At 62.4% G+C, this 21,403-nt stretch carries 16 protein-coding genes and 1 riboswitch; of the genes, 5 read left to right on the forward strand and 11 right to left on the reverse strand.

All coding sequences use genetic code 11. From position 1 onward, the window contains the following. Nucleotides 1-20: 20 nt before the first annotated feature. Nucleotides 21-2,381 (reverse strand): LPS assembly protein LptD, encoded by a 2,361-nt coding sequence (lptD, locus tag IT763_RS03150; protein WP_016929115.1) that lies wholly within the window; start codon nt 2,379-2,381, stop codon nt 21-23. Nucleotides 2,382-2,609: 228 nt separating this feature from the next. Between lptD and djlA the strand changes: the two genes are divergently transcribed. Then, nucleotides 2,610-3,431, forward strand: coding sequence for a co-chaperone DjlA (gene djlA, locus IT763_RS03155; RefSeq protein WP_015376627.1), 822 nt, complete (start codon nt 2,610-2,612; stop codon nt 3,429-3,431). Between the two features lie 45 nt (nt 3,432-3,476). Here djlA and rluA read toward each other — a convergent pair whose 3' ends face one another. The 3 genes from rluA to IT763_RS03170 form a co-directional block, all read right to left on the reverse strand. Continuing rightward, nucleotides 3,477-4,127: a bifunctional tRNA pseudouridine(32) synthase/23S rRNA pseudouridine(746) synthase RluA gene (rluA, locus tag IT763_RS03160; RefSeq protein ID WP_016929114.1), complete on the reverse strand. Its 651-nt coding sequence runs from the start codon at nt 4,125-4,127 to the stop codon at nt 3,477-3,479. A gap of 57 nt (nt 4,128-4,184) precedes the next feature. Continuing rightward, entirely contained in the window at nt 4,185-7,091 is a 2,907-nt protein-coding gene (gene rapA, locus IT763_RS03165; RefSeq protein ID WP_028127862.1) for an RNA polymerase-associated protein RapA, read from the reverse strand. Nucleotides 7,092-7,338: 247 nt separating this feature from the next. Beyond that, nucleotides 7,339-9,705, reverse strand: coding sequence for a DNA polymerase II (locus IT763_RS03170; RefSeq protein ID WP_176063678.1), 2,367 nt, complete (start codon nt 9,703-9,705; stop codon nt 7,339-7,341). Between the two features lie 215 nt (nt 9,706-9,920). Here IT763_RS03170 and IT763_RS03175 point away from each other — a divergent pair, with 215 nt between their 5' ends. After that, complete coding sequence (locus IT763_RS03175; RefSeq protein ID WP_016929111.1) at nt 9,921-10,691, forward strand: DedA family protein; 771 nt, start codon at nt 9,921-9,923, stop codon at nt 10,689-10,691. A gap of 28 nt (nt 10,692-10,719) precedes the next feature. Here the strand turns inward: IT763_RS03175 and ilvN are convergent, their stop codons facing one another. From ilvN to sgrR, 7 genes are all read right to left on the reverse strand, one after another. Next, entirely contained in the window at nt 10,720-11,013 is a 294-nt protein-coding gene (gene ilvN / locus IT763_RS03180; RefSeq protein WP_016929110.1) for an acetolactate synthase small subunit, read from the reverse strand. Between the two features lie 3 nt (nt 11,014-11,016). Continuing rightward, complete coding sequence (ilvB, locus tag IT763_RS03185; RefSeq protein WP_028127860.1) at nt 11,017-12,711, reverse strand: acetolactate synthase large subunit; 1,695 nt, start codon at nt 12,709-12,711, stop codon at nt 11,017-11,019. A 111-nt stretch (nt 12,712-12,822) separates the two neighbouring features. Beyond that, nucleotides 12,823-12,936, reverse strand: coding sequence for an ilvB operon leader peptide IvbL (ivbL, locus tag IT763_RS03190; protein ID WP_154747116.1), 114 nt, complete (start codon nt 12,934-12,936; stop codon nt 12,823-12,825). Nucleotides 12,937-13,024: 88 nt separating this feature from the next. Continuing rightward, nucleotides 13,025-13,729, reverse strand: coding sequence for a thiamine ABC transporter ATP-binding protein ThiQ (gene thiQ, locus IT763_RS03195; protein ID WP_151254336.1), 705 nt, complete (start codon nt 13,727-13,729; stop codon nt 13,025-13,027). Further along, the gene (thiP, locus tag IT763_RS03200) at nt 13,716-15,323 is read right to left on the reverse strand and encodes a thiamine/thiamine pyrophosphate ABC transporter permease ThiP (RefSeq protein WP_033641246.1); all 1,608 of its coding nucleotides are present in this window, start codon (nt 15,321-15,323) and stop codon (nt 13,716-13,718) included. Before thiP ends, thiQ begins: the two co-directional genes overlap by 14 nt. Continuing rightward, the gene (gene thiB / locus IT763_RS03205; protein WP_049300146.1) at nt 15,299-16,285 is read right to left on the reverse strand and encodes a thiamine ABC transporter substrate binding subunit; all 987 of its coding nucleotides are present in this window, start codon (nt 16,283-16,285) and stop codon (nt 15,299-15,301) included. The genes thiP and thiB overlap by 25 nt, the downstream gene beginning before the upstream one ends. Nucleotides 16,286-16,342: 57 nt before the next feature. Then, nucleotides 16,343-16,461, reverse strand: a riboswitch (TPP riboswitch). 37 nt (nt 16,462-16,498) lie between these two features. Continuing rightward, complete coding sequence (gene sgrR, locus IT763_RS03210; RefSeq protein WP_206195166.1) at nt 16,499-18,160, reverse strand: HTH-type transcriptional regulator SgrR; 1,662 nt, start codon at nt 18,158-18,160, stop codon at nt 16,499-16,501. Between the two features lie 90 nt (nt 18,161-18,250). Here sgrR and sgrT point away from each other — a divergent pair, with 90 nt between their 5' ends. From sgrT to IT763_RS03225, 3 genes are all read left to right on the forward strand, one after another. Then, the gene (gene sgrT / locus IT763_RS03215) at nt 18,251-18,424 is read left to right on the forward strand and encodes a glucose uptake inhibitor SgrT (protein ID WP_075205914.1); all 174 of its coding nucleotides are present in this window, start codon (nt 18,251-18,253) and stop codon (nt 18,422-18,424) included. A 154-nt stretch (nt 18,425-18,578) separates the two neighbouring features. After that, nucleotides 18,579-19,775: a sugar efflux transporter gene (locus IT763_RS03220; protein ID WP_110146686.1), complete on the forward strand. Its 1,197-nt coding sequence runs from the start codon at nt 18,579-18,581 to the stop codon at nt 19,773-19,775. Nucleotides 19,776-19,919: 144 nt separating this feature from the next. Beyond that, nucleotides 19,920-21,392: a DASS family sodium-coupled anion symporter gene (locus IT763_RS03225; protein WP_206195167.1), complete on the forward strand. Its 1,473-nt coding sequence runs from the start codon at nt 19,920-19,922 to the stop codon at nt 21,390-21,392. The last annotated feature ends 11 nt before the right edge of the window (nt 21,393-21,403 follow it).

Below are 21,403 nucleotides of genomic sequence, written 5' to 3' on the forward strand. Positions count from 1 at the left end.
TTTCAAAGTGTTGCAAAGCGTCAGAATGCGCGCTGATACGGCAGAATGCCGGAGCGCATCATTTCCGCGGAGCCGAGACTATGATCGCTGCTCAGGCCGCGCAGTTCGACGTTGAACGAAACTCTGTTGTCGTAAACGCTGGTATTGTTGCTGTTGTTCCAGTCGGTGATCTTGCGCTCATAGCCCAGGGTCACCGCCCAGCAGCAGGTGTTATACTTCAGCCCCACCAGCTGATCGGCGGATTGTTTGGCGCGGGTGTCGTAGTAGTACGCCCCGACGACCGCCCAACGATCGGCGATCGGCCAGCTGCCGGTGATGCCCACCTGCGAGATGCCGTCCTGGAAGGCCGGAATCGTTTTGGTGTTCAACGCTGTCTGGATGTATTCCGGCGTGGCGTAACGGTAGTTCAGCTGCACCACGCGCTCGGCGTCCTGGCGGTATTCCACCACGCCGTTGCCCAGCGAGACGCTGTTCAGGCGGGTGTCGTACTGCAGGCCGCCGCGCAGGCCCCAACGATCGTCGATTTTCCAATAGGTATCGCCGGCCCAGGCCACGCTGCCGGTATCGTCGTTGTTGTCGTATCCCGTCACCTGATCGCCGGTGCGCGAACGGCTGAAGTAGTAGATTTGACCCACGGAAGCGTTAAAACGTTCCACCAGCGCGTCATCATAAATGCGCGTGGTCAAACCGGTGGATACGCGGTTCTGCGAAGCGATGCGATCCAGGCCGCTGTAGGTGCGGTCGCGGAACAGGCCGGAGTAGTCGGTCTGCAGCAGCGTGGTGTCGTAGGTGTAGATGTTGCTCTGGTCGCGGTACGGCACGTACAGGTACTGCACGCGCGGCTCCAGCGTCTGGGTGGCGCCTTCGGCCCAGATCATCGGCCGCTCGAACACCAGCTTGCCGTCGACCTTGAATTGAGGCAGTACGCGGTTGACCGAGTCATCAAGATCCGGCGCAGCGACGCCTTTGCGGCTCTGGTAGTTGGCGGCGAAACCGTCAGGAATATCCTGCTGGTAGTGGGTCGCCATCACTTTGGCTTCGGTGTTCAGGCTGGCCCAGCCGTTGGTGAGCGGCAGACTCAGCGTCGGCTCCATATGCAGACGGGTGGCGTCCGGGCTGTACGGGTTGACGCTGGTGAACTTGGCCGCCTGGCCGTAAATATGGAAGTCGAACGGACCGAGGTCGTTCTTGTAATAGTTCAGATCCAGCTGCGGCTGGACTTTATACGACTCCGACTGTGAACGATCGGTATCGTCGTAAATCTGGAACTGCTTGGAGCTCAGCGTGGCGTTCCAGTTTTCGTTGGCGTAGCCGAGGCTGAATTTCTGCGTAGCGTAGCCGTCGGTAGTGGAACCGTACTTGGAGTCCAGATCGGTGAAGTATTTGGAATCGCTGACCTTGGTGTAGTCGACGTTGAAGCGCCACACCTGATCCATGACGCCGTTGTGGTTCCAGTAGAACAGCCAGCGTTTGCTGTCCTCATGATCTTTGCCGTATTCCTTGTCGTCCGGCAGCCAGTCGAACTCCATCAGGCCGAGGCCCGGCTGCACCAGATAGCGGAACTCGGTCTGCCACTGCAGGCCGCGCTTGGACATATAGTGTGGCGTGATGGTGGCATCGTAGTTCGGTGCGATGTTCCAGTAGTACGGCAACATGAACTCGAAGCCGTTGTTGCTGCCGTACTTGGCGTTGGGGATCAGGAAACCGGAACGGCGCTTGTCGCCGACCGGCAGCTGCAGGTACGGGCTGTAGAACACCGGCACGCCGCCGATGCGGAAGCGGGCGTTCCATATTTCCGCCACCTGCTCTTCGCGATCGTGGATCACTTCGGAACCGACCACGCTCCAGCTGTCGTCGCCCGGCAGACAGGAGGTAAAGGTGCCGTTTTCCAGGATGGTGTAACGGTTGGCGCCGCGCATTTTCATCTTGTCGGCGTCGCCGCGCCCCTGACGGCCGACCATCTGGTAGTCGCCTTCATAGACGTCGGTATCTTTGGTATTCAGGTTCGACCAGGCCTTCGGGCCTTTCAGTTTGATCTGATTGTCGCTGTAGTGCACGTCGCCGGTGGCGGTGACGGTGCGCACCGGTTCCGTCTGGCCAGGGTTTTCCGTCTGGTTCAGCTCGACTTCTTTGGCGGTCAGGGTGCTGTTGCCCTGCTCGATATGCACGTTGCCGCTGAACAGGGCGCTTTTCGGGTAGTCGGCGCGCGAGTCATCGGCATTGATGGTCACCGGCTGGCTGTTCGGATCGCCGCTGACCAAAGGCTTGTCGTAAACGGGAACGCCAAGCATGCATTGCTCGGCCAGATCAGCCAGCGCATGCTGACTGTAGAGTGCCGTCCAAATCATCGTGGCCAGCAGTGTTGGGAAACTTTTTTTCATACGCGGTTTTGGTGTTCCGTCATCAGAGGCGTCGTGTCCGGCAAACGGTCAGAGACTATATTACTCATCTGCGTTGCGCTAGTGCTAAATCCAGCCGTTTACTTGCGTCGTCGTTAGGCGCAAAGATAAATGACAGGTATGATAATCCAAATTCTAGGAAAAATCGCCTGCGCCCTTTCCTGAAGCGAAGGAGAGCGGGCGGCTTTCGGCATGATAATTGAGGAGTATATGCAGTATTGGGGAAAACTGCTCGGCGTCATCGTCGCCATCTGGTCTGGCGCGGGATTCTGGGGTGTAGTTCTGGGGCTGATTATCGGTCATATGATCGATACGGCGCGCAGCAACAAGCGCAGCCGGGGGTTTTTCACCGACCAGCAAACGCGGCAAACGCTGTTTTTCCGCACCACTTTTCAGGTGATGGGCCACCTGACCAAATCCAAGGGACGCGTTACCGAGGCGGATATCCAGATCGCCAGCCTGTTCATGGATCGCCTGCAGCTGCACGGCGAAGCGCGCACCGCGGCGCAGCAGGCGTTCCGCGAGGGCAAACAGAGCCAGTTCCCGCTGCGTGAGACGCTGCAGCAGTTCCGCAGCATCTGTTTCGGCCGCTTCGATCTGATTCGGATGTTTCTGGAAATTCAGATCCAGGCGGCGTTTGCCGACGGCTCGCTGCACCCGAACGAACGTCAGGTGCTGTACGTCATCGCCGAAGAACTCGGCATTTCGCGCGCGCAGTTCGATCAGTTCCTCAGCATGATGGAGGGCGGGCGTCAGTTCGGCGGCGGTCAGCAGGGCGGGTATTCGCAGGGCGGCTATCAGCAGGCTCAGCGCGGCCCGACGCTCGACGATGCCTGCAAGGTGCTCGGCGTGCGCAGCAGCGACGATGCCGCCACCATCAAACGCGCCTACCGCAAGCTGATGAGCGAACACCATCCGGATAAGCTGGTGGCGAAGGGCTTGCCGCCGCAGATGATGGAAATGGCCAAGCAGAAAGCGCAGGAGATCCAGGCGGCGTACGACCTGATCAAACGCGAGAAAGGTTTTAAATAAGCGATGAAAGCGGGCCCGGTATGCCGGGCCCGTTGGGTTTTAGCCTTAGAAATCCGGCTCGGCGCGAAAGTGCATCGGCGTCTGGAAGGCGGGGTGGGTGATGCGCAGCTCTTGCGCATGCAGCTGTAGCCGTGGCGCCATCGCCTTAGCCTCCGGCGGGGCGTAGAAACCGTCGCCGAGGATCGGATGCCCCAGCGCCAGCATGTGCACCCGCAGCTGATGCGAGCGGCCGGTGATCGGCGTCAGCTTCACGCGCGTGCTGCCGTCGGCGTCGCGCGACAGCACCTGATATTCCGTTTGCGCCGCTTTGCCGGTGTCAAAACACACCTTTTGCAGCGGCCGGTTCGGCCAATCGCAGATCAGCGGCAAATCCACCAGTCCTTCGTCATGTTCCATATGCCCCCAAACGCGGGCGATATAGGATTTCTTCGGCTCGCGTTCGCGGAATTGACGCTTCAGCTCACGTTCGGCGGCCTTGTTGAGCGCCACCACGATCACCCCGCTGGTGGCCATGTCCAGCCGGTGCACCGATTCGGCGGCCGGATGATCGGCCTGAATGCGGGTCATCAGGCTGTCTTTGTTCTCCGGCGCGCGGCCGGGCACCGACAGCAAGCCGCTGGGCTTGTTGACCACCATGATGTGTTCATCCTGATACAGGATGTGCAGCGGGTCCTGCGGGGGATTGTAGGGTTCCATCTTGGCTCCGCGAAAAGGGCTGAACGGGGAGACGGTTGCCTCCCCATGTCGCGCCGGTTACTGGTGGGTGACCACCACCAGACGAATGGCGTCCAGGCGCCAGCCGGCTTCATTGAGGTTGGCCAGCACCTGACGGCGGTTGAACTCCAGCGCTTCGACTTCGTCGTCGCGGATGTTCGGGTTGACCGCCTTCAGCGCTTCCAGACGCGCCAGCTCGGCGCTCAGCTTGTCGTCCGCTTCTTGCTTCGCCTGTTCGATCAGCGTGCGCGCCTGCGCTTCCACCAGGCTTTCCGCCTGCTGCAGCATGGCGTGCACGTCTTGCTGCACGGCGTTGACCAGCTTGCTGGAGGTGTGGCGGTTGACCGCGTTCAACTGACGGTTGAAGCTTTCGAACTCGACCTGCGCCGCCAGGTTGGTGCCCTTGCGATCCATCAGCATGCGGATCGGCGTCGGCGGCAGGAAGCGGGTCAGCTGCAGGTGTTTCGGCGCCTGGGCTTCCACCACGTACACCAGCTCAACCAGCAGGGTGCCGACCGGCAACGCTTTATTTTTCAACAGGGACACCGCGCAGCTGCCGGTATCGCCGGACAGGATCAGATCCAGGCCGTTGCGGATGATCGGGTGTTCCCAGCTGACGAACTGCGCGTCTTCACGTGACAGCGCCCGATCGCGATCGAAGGTGACGGTGCAGCCGTCCTGCGGCAGGCCCGGGAAGTCCGGCACCAGCATATGGTCGGACGGCGTCAGCACGATCAGGTTGTCGCTGCGGTCTTCCTGATTGATGCCGACGATGTCGAACAGGTTGAGCGCGAAGCCCACCAGGTTGACATCGTTATCTTGCTCGGCGATGGCGGCGGCCAGCGCCTGGGCCTTGTCGCCGCCGTTGGAGTGCATCTCCAGCAGACGGTCGCGGCCCTGTTCCAGCTGCGCTTTCAACTGGTCATGCTGCTGGCGGCAGGCGTGGATGAATTCGTCCAGGCCTTCCTGCTCGGTCGGCGCGGCCAGATAGCCGATCAACTGCTCGTAGCAGCTGTCGTAGATGGTGCGGCCGGTCGGGCAGGTGTGTTCGAAGGCGTCGAGCCCTTCGTGGAACCAGCGGCCCAGCACCGCCTGTGCGGTGTGCTCCAGGTAAGGCACCATGATCTGGATATCGTGCATCTGGCCGATACGGTCCAGACGGCCGATGCGCTGTTCCAGCAGATCCGGGTTGAACGGCAAATCGAACATCACCAGCTGGCTGGCGAACTGGAAGTTGCGGCCTTCGGAACCGATCTCGGAACACAGCAGCACCTGCGCGCCTTCTTCTTCGGAGGCGAAGTAGGCGGCGGCGCGGTCGCGCTCGATGATCGACAGCCCTTCGTGGAACACCGCGGCGCGGATCGCTTCACGCTCGCGCAGCACCTGCTCCAGCTGCAGCGCGGTATCGGCTTTGGCGCAGATCACCAGCACTTTTTCGTTGCGGTTGGCCAGCAGGTAATCCAGCAACCATTCGACGCGCGGGTCGAAGTTCCACCAGGTGGCGTTTTCGCCTTCGAATTCCTGGTAGATCTGCTCCGGATACAGCATGTCGCGCGCGCGCGCTTCGACGGATTTCTTGGCGCCCATGATCCCGGACACTTTGATCGCGGTCTGATATTGGGTTGGCAACGGCAGCTTGATCTGGTGCAGGTTGCGGTGCGGGAAGCCCTTCACGCCGTTACGGGTGTTGCGGAACAGCACGCGGCTGGTGCCGTGGCGATCCATCAGCATGGCCACCAGCTCCTGGCGCGCCTGCTCGGCGTTGTCGCCTTCGCTGTTGGCGGCCTTGAGCAGCGGTTCGATGTCCTGTTCGTCGATCAGCTCGCCCAGCAGGTTAAGCTTGTCGTCGGCCAGGCGTTCACCGCTCAGCAGCAGGGTGACGGCGTCGGCCACCGGACGGTATTTCTGCTGTTCGGCGACGAACTCGCCGTAGTCGTGGAAACGGTTCGGATCGAGCAGGCGCAGGCGCGCAAAGTGGCTCTGTTGACCCAGCTGTTCCGGGGTGGCGGTCAGCAGCAGTACGCCGGGGATATGCTCGGCCAACTGTTCGATCACCTGATATTCGCGGCTCGGCGCTTCTTCGCTCCAGGCCAGGTGGTGCGCTTCATCGACCACCAGCAGATCCCACTGGGCGTCCGCCAGCTCTTCCAGGCGCTGCTTGTTGCGGCGCACGAAGTCCAGCGAGCAGATCACCAGCTGTTCGGTCTCGAACGGGTTGCTGCTGTCGAGCTTGGCTTCGGCGTAGCGGCTGTCGTCGAACAGCGAGAAGTAGAGGTTGAAGCGGCGCATCATCTCCACCAGCCACTGGTGCTGCAGCGTTTCCGGCACCACGATCAGCACGCGCTCGGCGCGGCCCGCCAGCAGTTGCTGGTGGATGATCATGCCGGCTTCGATGGTTTTGCCGAGGCCGACTTCGTCCGCCAGCAGAACGCGCGGCGCATGGCGCTGGCCGACTTCATGAGCGATGTGCAGCTGGTGCGGGATCAGGCTGGCGCGCATGCCGCGCAGGCCGGCGAACGGCAGGCGATACTGCTCGCTCTGGTATTTGCGGGCGCGAAAACGCAGCGCGAAACGATCCATGCGGTCGATTTGGCCGGCGAACAGGCGATCCTGCGGCTTGCTGAAGGTCAGTTTGCTGTCCAGCAGCACTTCGCGCATCGCCACGCCGCTTTCCTGGGTGTCCAGGCGGGTGCCGATATAGGTCAACAGACCGTTTTCCTCTTTCACCTCTTCCACCTGCAGCTGCCATCCCTCATGGCTGCTGACGGTATCGCCCGGGTTGAACATCACGCGGGTGATCGGCGAATCGTTTCTGGCATAGAGGCGGTTTTCACCGGTGGCGGGGAAAAGCAGGGTAATCATGCGCGCGTCCAGCGCCACGACGGTGCCCAGTCCTAATTCGCTTTCCGTGTCGCTGATCCAGCGTTGACCAAGAGTAAAAGGCATATATTGTCGGCTCGATTCTTTGTAAGTAAGTCTTGTTACCGGGCGGGAAGGGCCGCGGCACCTGTACTGAACGTCTGCTAATCCCGGTTTGTTTTAAATTTGGCGGGCAATAGCCGTTCACGCCATGCAGACGTCGCGAGACGGCAGGGCTAAGCGTGGTTCAGTTTTGGGAAGGGCGCTATGGTAATGGAAGGCGGCGCGTTCGTCACCTGCAAAACCGGATGATTTTTCTTAACCTGGCGCAATCTCAAAACAGCCCCATCTGCCCGGTGACCAGCGTGGTGAAGTCGTCGTGCAAGAAAGGGAGTATAGCGTCTGCCACCGGTTGCAGCTGACGTTCGAGGTAGTGCTGATAATCGATGGGCGAATGGCGGGTTTCCAGCGGTTCCGGCCCGGCGACGGTCATCACGTAGCTGATCCAGCCGCCGTTCTGATACTGCAGCGGCCGCCCCTGACTGCGGTTGTAGTCGTCGGCGATGCGCGCGGCGCGGGCGTGCGGCGGCACGTTGCGCTGATAGTCGTCGAGCTTTCTGCGCAGCCGTTTGCGGTACACCAGTTGATCGTCGAAGTCGCCGTTCAGGGTTTTGCCGACGTAGTCGCGCACATAGTCCTGGTAGGGCTGTTGTTTGAAGATGCGCTGATAGAGCTGCTGCTGGAACTGCTGCGCCAGCGGCGTCCAGTCGGTGCGCACCGTTTCCAGGCCTTTGTACACCATCTCTTCCTGGCCGTCGGCGCGCGCGACCAGGCCGGCGTAGCGTTTCTTGCTGCCCTGCTCGGCGCCGCGAATGGTCGGCATCAGGAAGCGGGAATAGTGGGTTTCGAACTCCAGCTCCAGCGCGTTCTCCAGCCCGAACTGCTGTTGCAGATGCTGCTGCCACCAGGCGTTGACCCGTTGCACCAGCGCCCGGCCGATCTGCGCCGCCTGTTGCTCGTCATGCGGCTGTTTCAGCCAGACGAAGGTGGAGTCGGTGTCGCCGTAAATCACCTGATAGCCTTCGGCTTCGATCAGCTCGCGGGTTTGGCGCATGATCTCGTGGCCGCGCAGGGTGATCGACGACGCCAGCCGCGGATCGAAGAAGCGGCAGCCGCTCGATCCCAGCACGCCGTACAGCGCGTTCATGATGATCTTCAGCGCCTGCGACAGCGGCTTGTTGTGCTGGCGTTTGGCGGCCTCGCGCCCTTGCCAGATCTGCTCGACGATCGCCGGCAGGCAGTGTTTGCTGCGCGAGAAGCGGGCGTTGCGAAAGCCGGGCACCGAGTCGGCGTCGTTTGGGTGGCGCATGCCTTCCACCAATCCGACCGGATCGATCAAGAAGGTGCGGATGATCGACGGGTACAGACTTTTATAGTCCAGCACCAGCACCGAGTCGTACAGGCCGGGCCGGGAATCCATCACAAAGCCGCCGGGGCTGTGTTCCTCCGGCTGTTCGCCGAGGTTGGGGGCGACAAAGCCCAGGCGATGCATGCGCGGCATATAGAGGTGGCTGAAGGCCGCCACCGATCCGCCGCTGCGATCGGCCGCCAGCCCGGTGACGGTTGCGCGCTCCAGCAGGAAGTTGAGCAGATCGGCCTTGGCGAAGATGCGCGTCACCAGTTCACAGTCCTTCAGGTTGTAGCGTGCCAGCGCCGGCTTGTCTTCGGCGAAGCGCCGGTCGATCTCCGCCATGCGTTGATAAGGATTGTCGATCGCCTTGCCTTCGCCCAGCAGTTCCTGCGAAACGTACTCCAGGCTGAAGGAGGGAAAATTCCAGGTGGCGGATTTCAGCGCCTCGATGCCGTCGATGATCAGGCGGCCGGCGGCGGCGGCGAAAAAGTGATTCTGCTTGAAGCCATGCTCGCGCCACTCCAGCAGGTTGCCGCCACGTCCCAGCCGCAGCGGGATTTGGTAGCGCTCGGCGTGCTTCTGCAGCACTCGCAGATCGAACTGCACCAGGTTCCAGCCGATGATGGCGTCGGGATCGTGCCGCTCCAGCCAGGCGTTCAACCGCTCCAGCAGCTGAGGGCGGCTGGCGCAGTACTCCAGATCGAAATCCAGCGGCGCATCGCCGCCGTTGGCCGGCCCCAGCATATAGACCTGACGCTGGCCGCAGCCCTCCAGCGCGATAGAGTAAAGTTCGCCGTGGGCGGTGGTTTCGATATCCAGCGACACCAGTTTTAGCGTTGGACGGTACTCCGGCGCCGGCTTCATCTGGCCGTTGAGCAACGGGCCGCCGCCGTCGGGGCTGCCGTTGAACCATACCGGCGCGGTGATGAAGCGTTCCATCAGGTAGCGCTCCGGCGGGCGAATGTCGGCCTCGTAGACCGTAACGCCGCCTTCCCGCAGCAGTTTTTCCAGCTTGATGAGCTGACGGTGCTGGCGGCAGTATAGCCCCAGCATCGGGCGGTGATGAAAATCCGTCAGCGCCAGCGGTTTTAGTTCGACTTGCCGCTCTTCCCGCAGCAGCAGTTCCGCGCGCTGCCTTTGTTCGGCGGGGATAAACGCCACCGAAGTCTGCGGCGGCAGACGCAGCTGACGCGGGCCTGCGTCGGTCGCCAGCCAAAATTCGACCTCGGTGCCGGCTGGCGTGTCGCGCCAGTGGCGAGTGAGCAGGAAACCCTGTTGCAGTGCAGTCATAACCCCTTCGTTTTCCACCGGGCGGCGTGCGCGACGTTCAGCGTGATGTCGGTTTTGGCGCTAATATAGATAAATTATAGTATGGGTTTTTATACAGTAATTGTCCATCGCCGCGCGGCGTTGCCAAATACGCATACAATTCATCGATTGACTCGTCAGCGGCGGCGCTGGAAAATCCTCCGCCCCGTTTGGCCCGAATAATCCGCAGAGGTGTAATGGAAGCCTATTTACAAGATTTGATCACCCAGTCACTGGCTTTCACCCTGATGGTCGTCCTGCTGGTCGCTTTTCTGGAGTCGCTGGCGCTGGTGGGGCTGTTGCTGCCCGGCACGGTGATGATGGCCAGCATCGGCGCGCTGATCGGCAGCGGCAAGGTGGACTTTTACTACGCCTGGGCGGCGGGCATCGTCGGCTGTCTGCTCGGCGACTGGATCTCTTATTTCGTCGGCCGCGCGTTCAAGGGGCCTTTACACCGTTGGTCATTCCTGAAGAAGAACAAGGCGCTGCTCGACAAAACCGAGCATGCCTTGCACCAGCACAGCATGGCGACCATTCTGATCGGCCGCTTCGTCGGCCCGACGCGCCCGCTGGTGCCAATGGTGGCCGGCATGCTCGATTTGCCGCCGTACAAGTTCGCGCTGCCGAACATCATCGGTTGCCTGACCTGGCCGCCGGTTTATTTCTTCCCCGGCATTCTGGCGGGCGTGGCGATCGATATTCCCGCCGGCGCCGACAGCGCGATGTTCAAGTGGCTGCTGCTCGCGGCGGCGCTGCTGGTCTGGCTGGCGGTATGGTTGAGCTGGCGTTGGTGGCGTGAGGGTAAGCGCAACGCCGATCGACTGAGCCGTTGGCTGACGCCGCTGCGGCTGCGCGTGGTTTGCGGATTGAGTTGGCTGGCGGCGCTGGCGGTCGGTTATGCGCTGAGTCAGCAGCCGCTGATGCCGGTGTATCGCCACCTGCTGTGGCAGGTGTTGTCGGGTCAATGACCAAAGGGGGCGAAAGCCCCCGTTCGCCTTATTGGAAGAACGCTTCCAACTGTTCAAATACCCGCACGTCTTCGCTGTGGCGCTTCACCTGCAGCACGTCTTCCAGCTTTTCCACCTGGCTGATCATTTGCTCCAGCCGCTGATCGTCGGCGACCAATAGCCAAATGCGGCTCTGCTGGCCGTCCTTTAGCGGCAGACACAGAATGCCTTCGACGTTGAACGCGCGGCGGGCGAACAGCCCGCAAACGTGCGACATCACGCCGGGATGGTTACGCACTGCCAGCTCCAGGATCACTTGGGGTTTATCTTGTGGTTGCAGCATGGCTTATTCTCCAATCATGTCGATGTTGGCGGCGCCCGGCGGCACCATCGGGAATACTTTTTCGTTGATATCGATCAGCGCGTGGATCAGGCAGGGGCCCGGGCGTTGGATCGCCTCGGCCAGCGCCGCCTGCGGATCTTCCGCGGCGTTCAGATCGCAGGTATCCAGCCCGAATCCGGCGGCGATCTTCAGGAAGTCGGTGCGCTTCGGGTAGGCGGCGGCGAAGATGCGCTGCTGGTAGAACAGGGTTTGCTGCTGGTGCACCAGCCCCAGCGCCTGGTTGTTCATCAAAATGATTTTCACGTCCAGATTGTGCTCGACCGCGGTGGCCATTTCCTGAATGTTCATCATCAGGCTGCCGTCGCCGGAGAAGCACAGCACTTTGCGCTCGGGCTCCGCCAGCGCTGCGCCGATAGCCGCCGGCAGACCGAAGCCCATGGTGCCCAGACCGCCCGACGTCAGCCACTGGCGCGGCCGGCTCAGCGGATAGGCTTGCGCCACCCACATCTGATGCTGGCCTACGTCGGTGGTGATGATGGCGCTGTCGTCCACACAGCGCGCGGCGGCCAGCACCAGGCCGTAATGGCTCAGCGGATCGTCGGCGTTCGGCATGTTGAACGGGAATTCGCGTTTCAGGTCATTGACGGTGTTCAGCCATGCGCTGCGCGGCTGCGTGTCGATCTGCGGCAGCAGCTGGCGCAGCACCTGGCCGACGTCGGCATGGATCGCAACGTTGGCCTGTTTGACCTTGCCCAGCTCGGCGCGGTCGATATCCACATGAATGATGGCGGCGTTAGGGCAGAACTGCTCGGTTTTGCCGATCGCCCGATCGTCGAAGCGCGCGCCCAGCACGATCAGCAGATCGGCTTCCTGCAGAATGAAGTTGGTGCTGCGTGCCGCGTGCATGCCCAGCATGCCCAGCGACAGCGGGTGTTCCACCGGCATCGCGCCCAGCGCCATCAGCGTCATGGTGGTGGGCAGACCGGCGCGTTCGGCCAGTTCCACCGCTTGCCGGTGGGCGTCGGCGCAGATGATGCCGCCGCCCAGGTAGAGGATCGGGCGTTTCGCCTGATTGATCATCGCGGCCGCTTGCGAAACCAGCGCCGGATCGAAGCTTGGAGCGGCGTCCGGCACGGCGATCGGCGGCAGCTCTTCCAGCGTGATGGTGGCGGTTTGCACATCTTTCGGCACATCGATCCAGACCGGTCCGGGGCGGCCGGACTCGGCGATACGGAAGGCGTCGCCAATCACCTGCGGCAGTTCGCGGATATCGCGCACCAGATGGTTGTGCTTGGTGATCGGGATGGAAATGCCGTAGGTGTCCACTTCCTGGAAGGCGTCGGTGCCGATCATCGAGGAGGGCACCTGACCGGTGATGCACACCAGCGGAATGGAGTCGAGTTTGGCGTCGGCGATGGCGGTGACCAGGTTGGTGGCGCCCGGCCCGCTGGAGGCGATGCACACCGCCGCCTTGCCGTTGGCGCGCGCCATGCCTTGCGCCATAAAGCCCGCGCCCTGTTCGTGGCGCGCCAGCACGTGGTGAATGCGGGTGCTTTGGCTCAGCGCGTCATACAGCGGCAGCGCGGCGCCGCCGGGAATGCCGGCGACGGTGGTGATGCCCTGACGCTCCAGCAGATGAACGATCAATTGTGCGCCGGTGAAGCGGGTACTCGGTTGAGGCGTGCCCGAAGTTGCCATGTTCCTGTCCTTTCTCAAGGCCGGTGAGCTTTGCTGGGCAGGGTGCTAAAACAAGAAACCCCGCCCGGTTTGCGCCGGCGGGGTTTGGGAATCGATGCGTTGATTCGGACCCTACGGCGCATTGCCGACGACCACCACCACACGCACGACGACCACCGCGGCTGGTAGCGCGGTAACTAGTAGGGTCGAAGTCAGCGAGGATGCGATCACAGGGAACCTTATCATCAGTAAAAAAAGTCAGGTTTTTATAAAAACACAGGCGCAAAATTCTCACAACAGGTTTATTGGCGCAGCATAAAAAACGCGCGTCAGATCACGCTTTGCCCGAAATGCCCAGCACGCGCGCTTCGGGCGCGCTGCCGTCCAGCAGGGCCTGCGTCGGGCCGTCGTAATAGATGCGGCCGTCGACCACCAGCAGCGTGCGCGGCGCGATGCGCGCGGCGTCGTCGAGGTTGTGCGACACCATCAGCAGCGTCAGGTCGCGCTGTTCGCATACCGTCTGCAGCAGTTGCAACATCTCGTTGCGCAGCGCCGGATCGAGCGCCGAGAAGGGTTCGTCGAGCAACAGGATCGGCCGTTGGCGAATCAAACAGCGCGCCAGCGCGGCGCGCTGACGCTGGCCGCCGGAAAGTTGCGACGGCAGGCGCTCCAGGTGCTCTTCCAGGCCGACCTGACGGGCGATGTGCTCCCGCTGTTGGCGCTGTTGTTCAGTCAAGCGCAGACCGGGATCCAACCCCAGCCCGATGTTCTGCGCCACCGTCAGGTGCGCGAACAGGTTGTTCTCCTGAAACAGCATCGACACCGGCCGCTTGGCCGGCGGGGTGGCGGTGTGGTCTTCGCCGTTCAGCAGCAGCCGGCCGCTGGCCGCCGGCAGAAAACCGGCGATCAGGCTCAGCAAGGTGCTTTTACCGGCGCCGCTGGGGCCGAGCACCGCGACGCGCTCGCCCGGCTGGATGCGCAGATCAAAGCGCATCGGCAGGTGTTCATACAGGTAGGTCAGTTTTTCAAGCGTCAGCATGGCGGCCCGGTAAGCGTTCAATCAGGGTAAACAACAGGAAGCACAGCAGCAGCAACAGCAGCGCGGTCACCGCCCCGTCGTTGCTGCGGTAGGCGCCAATCTGCTGATACAGGTAAAAAGGCAGGGTACGGAAATGCTCGTTGCCAAACAAGGCGACCACGCCGAAGTCGCCGATCGACAGCACGCAGGCGAAGGCCAGCGCCTGCGCCAGCGGGCGGCGCAGGGCGCGCAGCTCAATCAGCCGCAGCCGTTGCCAGCCGCGGATATCCAGCGACAGGCACAGCGGATTGTAACGTTCGGCGAGGTCGCGCATCGGGTTCTCCAACACCTTTAGCGCGTAGGGCACCGCCATCAGCGCATTGGTGAGGATCACCAGCGCATAGGGCGACTGCGGCAACCCAATTGTATCGCTCAGCAGCAGGAAGAAGCCGGTGGCCAGCACGATGCCCGGCATCGCCAGGATCACCATGCCGCTCAGCTCCAGCGCCTGGCCGCCGTGCAGCTGCTGCCGCAGTTTCAGCTCGCGGCTGCTCCACAGCAGCATCATCGTGAGCGCCACGCACAGCAGCCCGGCGCCGAGGGCGATGCGCAGCGACGTGAACAGCGCCTGCCACAGCACCGGCTGGCGCAGCACGCTGACAATGGCCTGATTGGCGCCGTCGGCGATCACCGCCAGCAGAGGCGGCAGCAGCAGCAGCAGGGCGGCGGCGATCAGCAGAAAATCGCTGATGCGCCGCCACAGGCTGTCTTCCGGATTGCGCCAGCGCTGGGCGTGGGTATGCCCCACCGGCAATGCCTGGCTCAGGCGCTGACTGATCAACACCAGCCCGAGACAACAGCCCAGCTGGATCAGCGCCAGCATGGCGGCACGCCCCAGATCGTAGTCGTAACTCAGCGCCTGGTAGATCGCCAGTTCGATGGTGGTGGCCTGCGGCCCGCCGCCCAGCGACAGCACGGTGGCGAAGCTGGCGAAGCACAGCATGAAGATCAGCGCGCCGCTCGGCAGGATCTGGCGACGCAGCGCCGGCCATTCGACGAAACGGAACTGCTGCCAGCCGTTCATCCCCAGTTGGGCGGCCAGCTGGCGCTGCTCCACCGGAATGTTCTCCAGCGCCTGCAGCAACAGGCGGGTGGCCAGCGGCAGGTTAAAGAACAGGTGCGCCAGTAGAATGCCCTGCAGCCCGTAGGGCGAGAAGCCATACTCGACGCCCAGCCAGCCGCACAGCGTCGCCAGCCAGCCCTGGCGCCCATAGACGCTGAGCAGGCCGAACACCGCCACCAGCACCGGCAGCACCAGCGTCATGGCGCACAGCCGCAGCAGCAGCTGCCGGCCGGGGAAACGGCGGCGATAGAGCGCACGCGCCAGCAGAACGGCGGGCAGCACCGAAATCAGCGCCGACAACAGCGCCTGCCAGAAGGTGAAGCGCACCACGTGCCACAGGTAACTGTCCTGCCACAGGCCGCGCCAGTCGCTGTCCGGCGCGTGACGCCACAGTGAGCCCATCGCCAGTGCGGCGACCAGCAGGATCACGCCGGCGGCCAGCAGCCCCGGCCAGAGCCAGCGGGGGATCAGCGGCTGACGGCGGTTTGCCATGCCCGGATCCAACCGCCGCGTTGTTTGGCCACCTCTTCGGCGCTGTATTGCAGCGCGGTCTGCGGCACGTTCATCTGCTCAAAACCGACGGGCAGCGGGGTGTTGATCACCGGGTACATCCAGTTGCCGGTCGGGATGGTGTTCTGGAATGCCGGCGTCACCATGAACTGCATGAAGCGCTCGGCCAGCTCAGGCTGTTTGGCGGCTTTCAGCTTGCCCGCCACTTCCACCTGCAGGTAGTGGCCTTCGCTGAACGTGGCGGCGGCGTAAAGGTCTTTTTTCTCTTCGATCAGGTGATAGGCCGGAGACGTGGTGTAGCTGAGCACCAGGTCGCCTTCGCCTTTCAGGAACAGGCCGTAGGCCTCGCTCCAGCCTTTGGTGACGGTGACGGTCTTCTTCGCCAGCTGCTGCCAGGCGGCCGGCGCCTTGTCGCCATACACTTTTTGCATCCACAGCAGCAGGCCGAGCCCCGGCGTGCTGGTGCGCGGATCTTCGTAGATCACTTTCCAGTTGCGGTCGCCGCTGACCAGCTCCTGCAGGCTTTTCGGCGGGTTCTTCAGTTTTTCTTTGTTGTAGACGAAGGCGAAGTACCCGTAGTCGTAAGGCACGAAGGTCGCGTCCTGCCAGCCGCCCGGCACCGTCAGCTTGGCGGTGTCGACGCCGCTCGGCGCGAACAGGCCGGTTTGCTGCGCCGCCTGCAGCAGGTTGTTGTCCAGCCCCAGCACCACGTCGGCGGCGCTGTTTTTGCCTTCCATGCGCAGGCGGTTCAGCAGCGAGACGCCGTCTTCCAGCGCGACGAACTTCAGTTCACAGCCGCATTCGGCTTCGAAGGCTTTTTTCACCGCCGGACCAGGGCCCCAGTCGGCGGCGAAGGAATCGTAGGTGTAAACCGTCAGCGTCGGCTTGGCGAACGCCGGCGCGGCGCACAGCAGCAATAAGCAGGGCAGATATTTTTTGACCACGTTGCACTCCTGAAAAATAAGGGGGCAAGGGCATCTGAGGGGGCGAGGCGGCGTCGCCGGTTCGCTGGGCTCAAATCCCTCCGCCGGTATTGACCGGATCAGGTTCGACGGGTGTGCTCTCAGCGGAAAATCGGGCTTATTAGGCGGCCCGGCTCTCCGCACCCCGTTGAGACGGCGCTATTGTAAAGATTAACCGACTTGGGCGAAAGGCGCTTATGTCTCCGGCGGGGCAAACCAGGCGGACTTGAAGTCGAACCAGCCGAGGGTGTTCATCCGCACGCCGCGCATGCTGCGCTGGCCGTGCAGCTGCAGCCAGTGGTGGAACAGCGGATGCAGCTGGTGGTTGCTGACCAGACGCTGGCAGAACTCCGCCAGCGGCAAGCGGTTGGCGCGCCACAGCGCCGCGTCCTGCGCCAGATCTTCGTTCATGCAGTGCTGCATCAGCGGCAGTTCGTACAGCGTGGCGAACAGCGAAAACTCCAGCGGCAGATAGAAGTTGGCGCTGCCGAGCCACAGATCGCTGCGCGCGTCGCCCTGGTGCCAGGTGGCGTAATCCACGCTTTGCACGATCAGGCGGATGCCGTGCTGCGCCAGCAGCGGTTCAATCGCCTGGCGAATGGCGTGAAACTCCGAATGCTCATTGAAGTGGGTCATCGTCAGTTCGGTCAACCCCGCCGGTTTGGGCTGCTGCGCCAGAGCGCGGTTGTGGTGCCAGCGGGGCAGCAGGCCGTACGCCGGCGACCAGTAGCGCTGGTAGAGCGGCCCGGCGCGGCTCAGCAGCGAAATGGGGTTGATCAATTCGCACAGCCAGCTGCGAATGGCGGGGTCGGCGGCCAGCGGGGAGCGCTGATCGAACAGCAAGAAATAACAGCCCTCTTCCAGTCGGCTTTCCAGTTCGTTTTTGCCGGTTTCATCGCCCTGCAGCTGCACGCCGGAGTGCACCAGCTCTTCGGAGAACTCCGGCAGCACCCAGATGTTCACCTCGTCGATCAGCGCACGGTAGCCGAAATAGTCGTCGAAGGCGTGGATCTTCATCTGGCTGGGAAGATTGCGCACCACGCGGTAGGGGCCGGTGCCGACCGGATGGCGGGCGAAATCCGGCAGTTCGCGCCATTCACGCGGCAGGATCATGGCCTGCACGCTGCCCAGCAGCCAGGGCAGCCAGTGGTCGGGGCTGCGCAGATGCACGTCGATAACGAACGGCGTCGGCGAGGTGACACTTTCGATATGCGAGAACAGCGGTTGCGAGGTCAGACGCGAAAGCGAGCTGATGACGTCCGCCATCTCCAGCTCGCGGCCGTGATGAAAATGGATCGCCGGGCGCAGGTAAAACCGCCAGTGCAAGGGCGTCAGCGCCTGCCAATGGTGGGACAGATCGGATTCGAGTTCCCCGTTTTCCTCATTTATGCGCGTCAGGCCGTTGAAGATCTGACGCGCCAAATGGGTCTCGGAACGCCGCAGCGCCGAGCCGGGCAGCAGATTGTACAACTGCCGATAGTAGAGCACCCGCAGGATGTGCTTCCCCTGGCGGAAGCTGCGCCCCAGCTGCGACAGCAGCATCTGGCGCACCACGTTTTTGTCGCCCACCAGTTGCACCAGCTGATCGATGCGATCCTGTTCCAGCAACTCCTCGGCCCGCTGTTGCTGCAGCGCCAGGCCGGTGTAGTGGAAGGTTAGCCGAGAACGCTTGCCGCGCCCCGACTCCGCCTGCCAGGTGAGCCAGCCTTCCCGCTGCATGGCGCTCAGCAGGGAACGCACGTGGCGCCGCGAGCAGCTGAGCACCTCCGCCAGATCCTGCAGCGTGGTGTCGGTGGTTTCACCGTGGCAGCGCTGCCCCAGGCGGATGAACTGCTGCTGCAATCTGGACGTGGACATAAAAGAGGAACACTCCCGCTTCAACTCGTCAATTTTTCTTTCCCTATATTACGCCGATAATTTTCATCAATGAAAGGGGAGGACGTAATCATGAAAGCTTTCTTATCCAAACCGTTCTATCAGCGCTATTTCCGCGCGGTGCGCCGCCAGCGCGCCGACTGGCTGAGCGTGGTGCCCGAACAGGCACGGCTGGCGATGCTGGCGCACCTGACGCAATGGGACATTAAAGAGATGACCGATAAGCAGTATCGCGAGCACCTGTAGGGGCTGCGGCAACAAGTTTCTGAGTAATGGTGCTGTTTCACCAGCCAGTGGGGCGACCCACTGGTTTTTTTATGCGCGGTCATGGCGATGCGCTTGCTTTTTCCTCGCCGTGGCCTAAGGTTCTTTCTTCTGCTTTGAGGTCAGGGAAGACAATATGCAACGCCTGAGCCGGTTGTCACTGCGCATTAACCCCATCTTCGCCGCCTTCCTGCTGATCGCTTTTCTCTCCGGCATCGCCGGCGCGTTGCTGACGCCGACGCTCAGTCTGTTTCTGACCACCGAAGTCAAAGTGCGGCCGCTGTGGGTCGGGCTGTTTTACACCGCCAACGCGGTGGCCGGCATCGTGGTCAGCTTCCTGCTGGCCAAACGTTCCGATACCCGCGGCGATCGGCGCAGGTTGATCCTGCTGTGTTGCCTGATGGCGGTCGGCAACTGCCTGCTGTTCGCCTTTAACCGCGACTACCTGACGCTGATCACCGCCGGGGTGCTGATGTCCGCCGTTGCCAACACCGCCATGCCGCAGATTTTCGCGTTGGCGCGGGAATACGCCGACAGCGAGGCGCGTGAAGTGGTGATGTTCAGCTCGGTGATGCGCGCCCAGCTTTCGCTGGCGTGGGTGATCGGCCCGCCGCTGTCGTTTGCGCTGGCGCTGAACTACGGGTTCACCGTGATGTTCCTGATCGCCGCCGCCACCTTCGCGGTTTGCGTGCTGCTGGTGGGATTTATGCTGCCTTCGGTGCCGCGTGCGGCGGAGAATGGGGGGCTGCAGGGCGGGATGTCTGCGCCGATCGCGCCCGCCAGCGCCTGGCGCAATCGCGATGTGCGGCTGCTGTTCATCGCTTCGATGCTGATGTGGACCTGCAATACCTTGTATATCATCGATATGCCGCTGTATATCACCGCCGATCTCGGGTTGCCGGAAGGGCTGGCCGGGGTGCTGATGGGCACTGCCGCCGGGTTGGAAATCCCGGCAATGCTGCTGGCCGGTTATTACGTCAAACGCTTCGGCAAGCGCAACATGATGCTGCTGGCGGTGGCGGCGGGCGTGCTGTTTTATCTCGGGCTGACGGTGTTGGCGACCAAGCCGGCCCTGATCGCGCTGCAACTGCTTAACGCGGTGTTTATCGGCATCGTCGCCGGTATCGGCATGCTCTATTTTCAGGATTTGATGCCGGGCCGGCCGGGCGCCGCCACCACGCTGTTCACCAACAGCATCTCTACCGGGGTGATCCTGGCCGGGGTGCTGCAGGGCGTGCTGGTGGAGAATTTCGGTCATGGTTCGGTGTATTGGATGGCGGCGCTGCTGGCGCTGGCGGCGCTCGGGATGAGCGCCAAAGTGCGTGAAGTGTGAGGTTAAACGACGGCATTCTTGATGCAAGTCATTGAGAAGGCTAAGCCGGACGCTCAAGCTGAAGGCATATGGCGCGCGATCGCTGCGCCCACGCCCATCTCGCTATTGAGATGCCGCCCTGTCGTTTAGAACAGTGGGAACGTTATGGATAAACTCACACCGCTCAAAACGCTTCCTTCCCTGTGCGCCCTTGGCGCCACGCTGATTATCTGGTTCCTCATTCCCGTGCCGGAGGGCGTTGCGCCCAACGCCTGGCAACTGCTGGCGCTGTTTATCGGCACCATCATCGCCATCATCGGCAAGGCGATGCCGATCGGCGCGGTTTCGGTGATCGCCATCGCTCTGGTGGCGGTGACCGGCGTCACCAATCCGGGCAAGCCGGGCGCCGCGCTGGACGATGCGCTCAGCGGCTTCTCCAACCAGCTGATCTGGCTGATCGGCTTTTCGATCATGATTTCCCTCAGCCTGAACAAAACCGGGCTGGGCGCGCGCATCGGCTATTACTTTATTTCGCTGTTCGGCAAGAAGACGCTGGGCATCGCTTACGCGCTGACGCTGGCGGAAACCACGCTGGCGCCGGTGACGCCGAGCAACACCGCGCGCGGCGGCGGCATCATTCACCCGATCATGAAGTCGATCGCCGACAGCTTCGGCTCCAAACCCGAGCTCAATACCTCCGGCAAAATCGGCCGCTACCTGTCGTTGGTAAACTACAACATCAACCCGATCACCTCGGCGATGTTTATCACCGCCACCGCGCCTAACCCGTTGATCGTCAGCCTGATCGCCAAAGGCACCCATGGCAGCTTCGAGCTGTCCTGGTCGATGTGGGCGATTGCCGCCCTGGTGCCGGGGCTGTGTTCGCTGCTCGTGATGCCGCTGGTCATCTACCTGCTGTATCCGCCGGAGGTGAAAAGCACCCCGGACGCGCCGCGCTTCGCGCGCGAAAAACTGCAGGCGTTGGGGCCGGTGACGCTGCCGGAAAAAATTACCCTCGGGGTGTTCGCGCTGTTGCTGATACTGTGGGCCGGCATTCCGGCGATGATCTTCGGCCCGGCGCTGGCGGTCAATCCCACCACCGCGGCGCTGATCGGCCTGGCGGTGTTGCTGGCCACTGGCGTGCTGAGCTGGGAGGATGTGCTGAAGCATAAAGGGGCCTGGGACACCGTGGTGTGGTTCTCGGCGCTGGTGATGATGGCCAGTTTCCTCGGCAAGCTGGGGCTGATCGGCTGGCTGTCGCAGACCGTGGGCAACGGCATTGACCATATGGGTATGAGCTGGGTGGGCGGTACGATCTTGCTGACTCTCATCTACTTGTATTCGCACTATTTCTTCGCCAGCACCACCGCGCACGTGACGGCGATGTTCGCCGCCTTCTTCGCCGCCGGCATCGCGCTTGGCGCGCCACCGGCGCTGCTGGGCCTGATCCTGGCGTTCTCTTCTTCGCTGATGATGTCGCTGACGCATTACGGCACCGGCACCGCGCCGATCATCTTTGGCTCCGGCTATGTGACGCTGGGAGAATGGTGGAAAGCGGGATGGGTGATGAGTGTGGTTAACCTGCTGATCTGGATGCTGATCGGCGGGGCGTGGTGGAAGCTGCTGGGCTACTGGTGAGGAAAAAATTC

Origin of the sequence: Serratia sp. CMO1 (assembly GCF_015689115.1) — a bacterium.
Taxonomy (GTDB): domain Bacteria; phylum Pseudomonadota; class Gammaproteobacteria; order Enterobacterales; family Enterobacteriaceae; genus Serratia; species Serratia marcescens.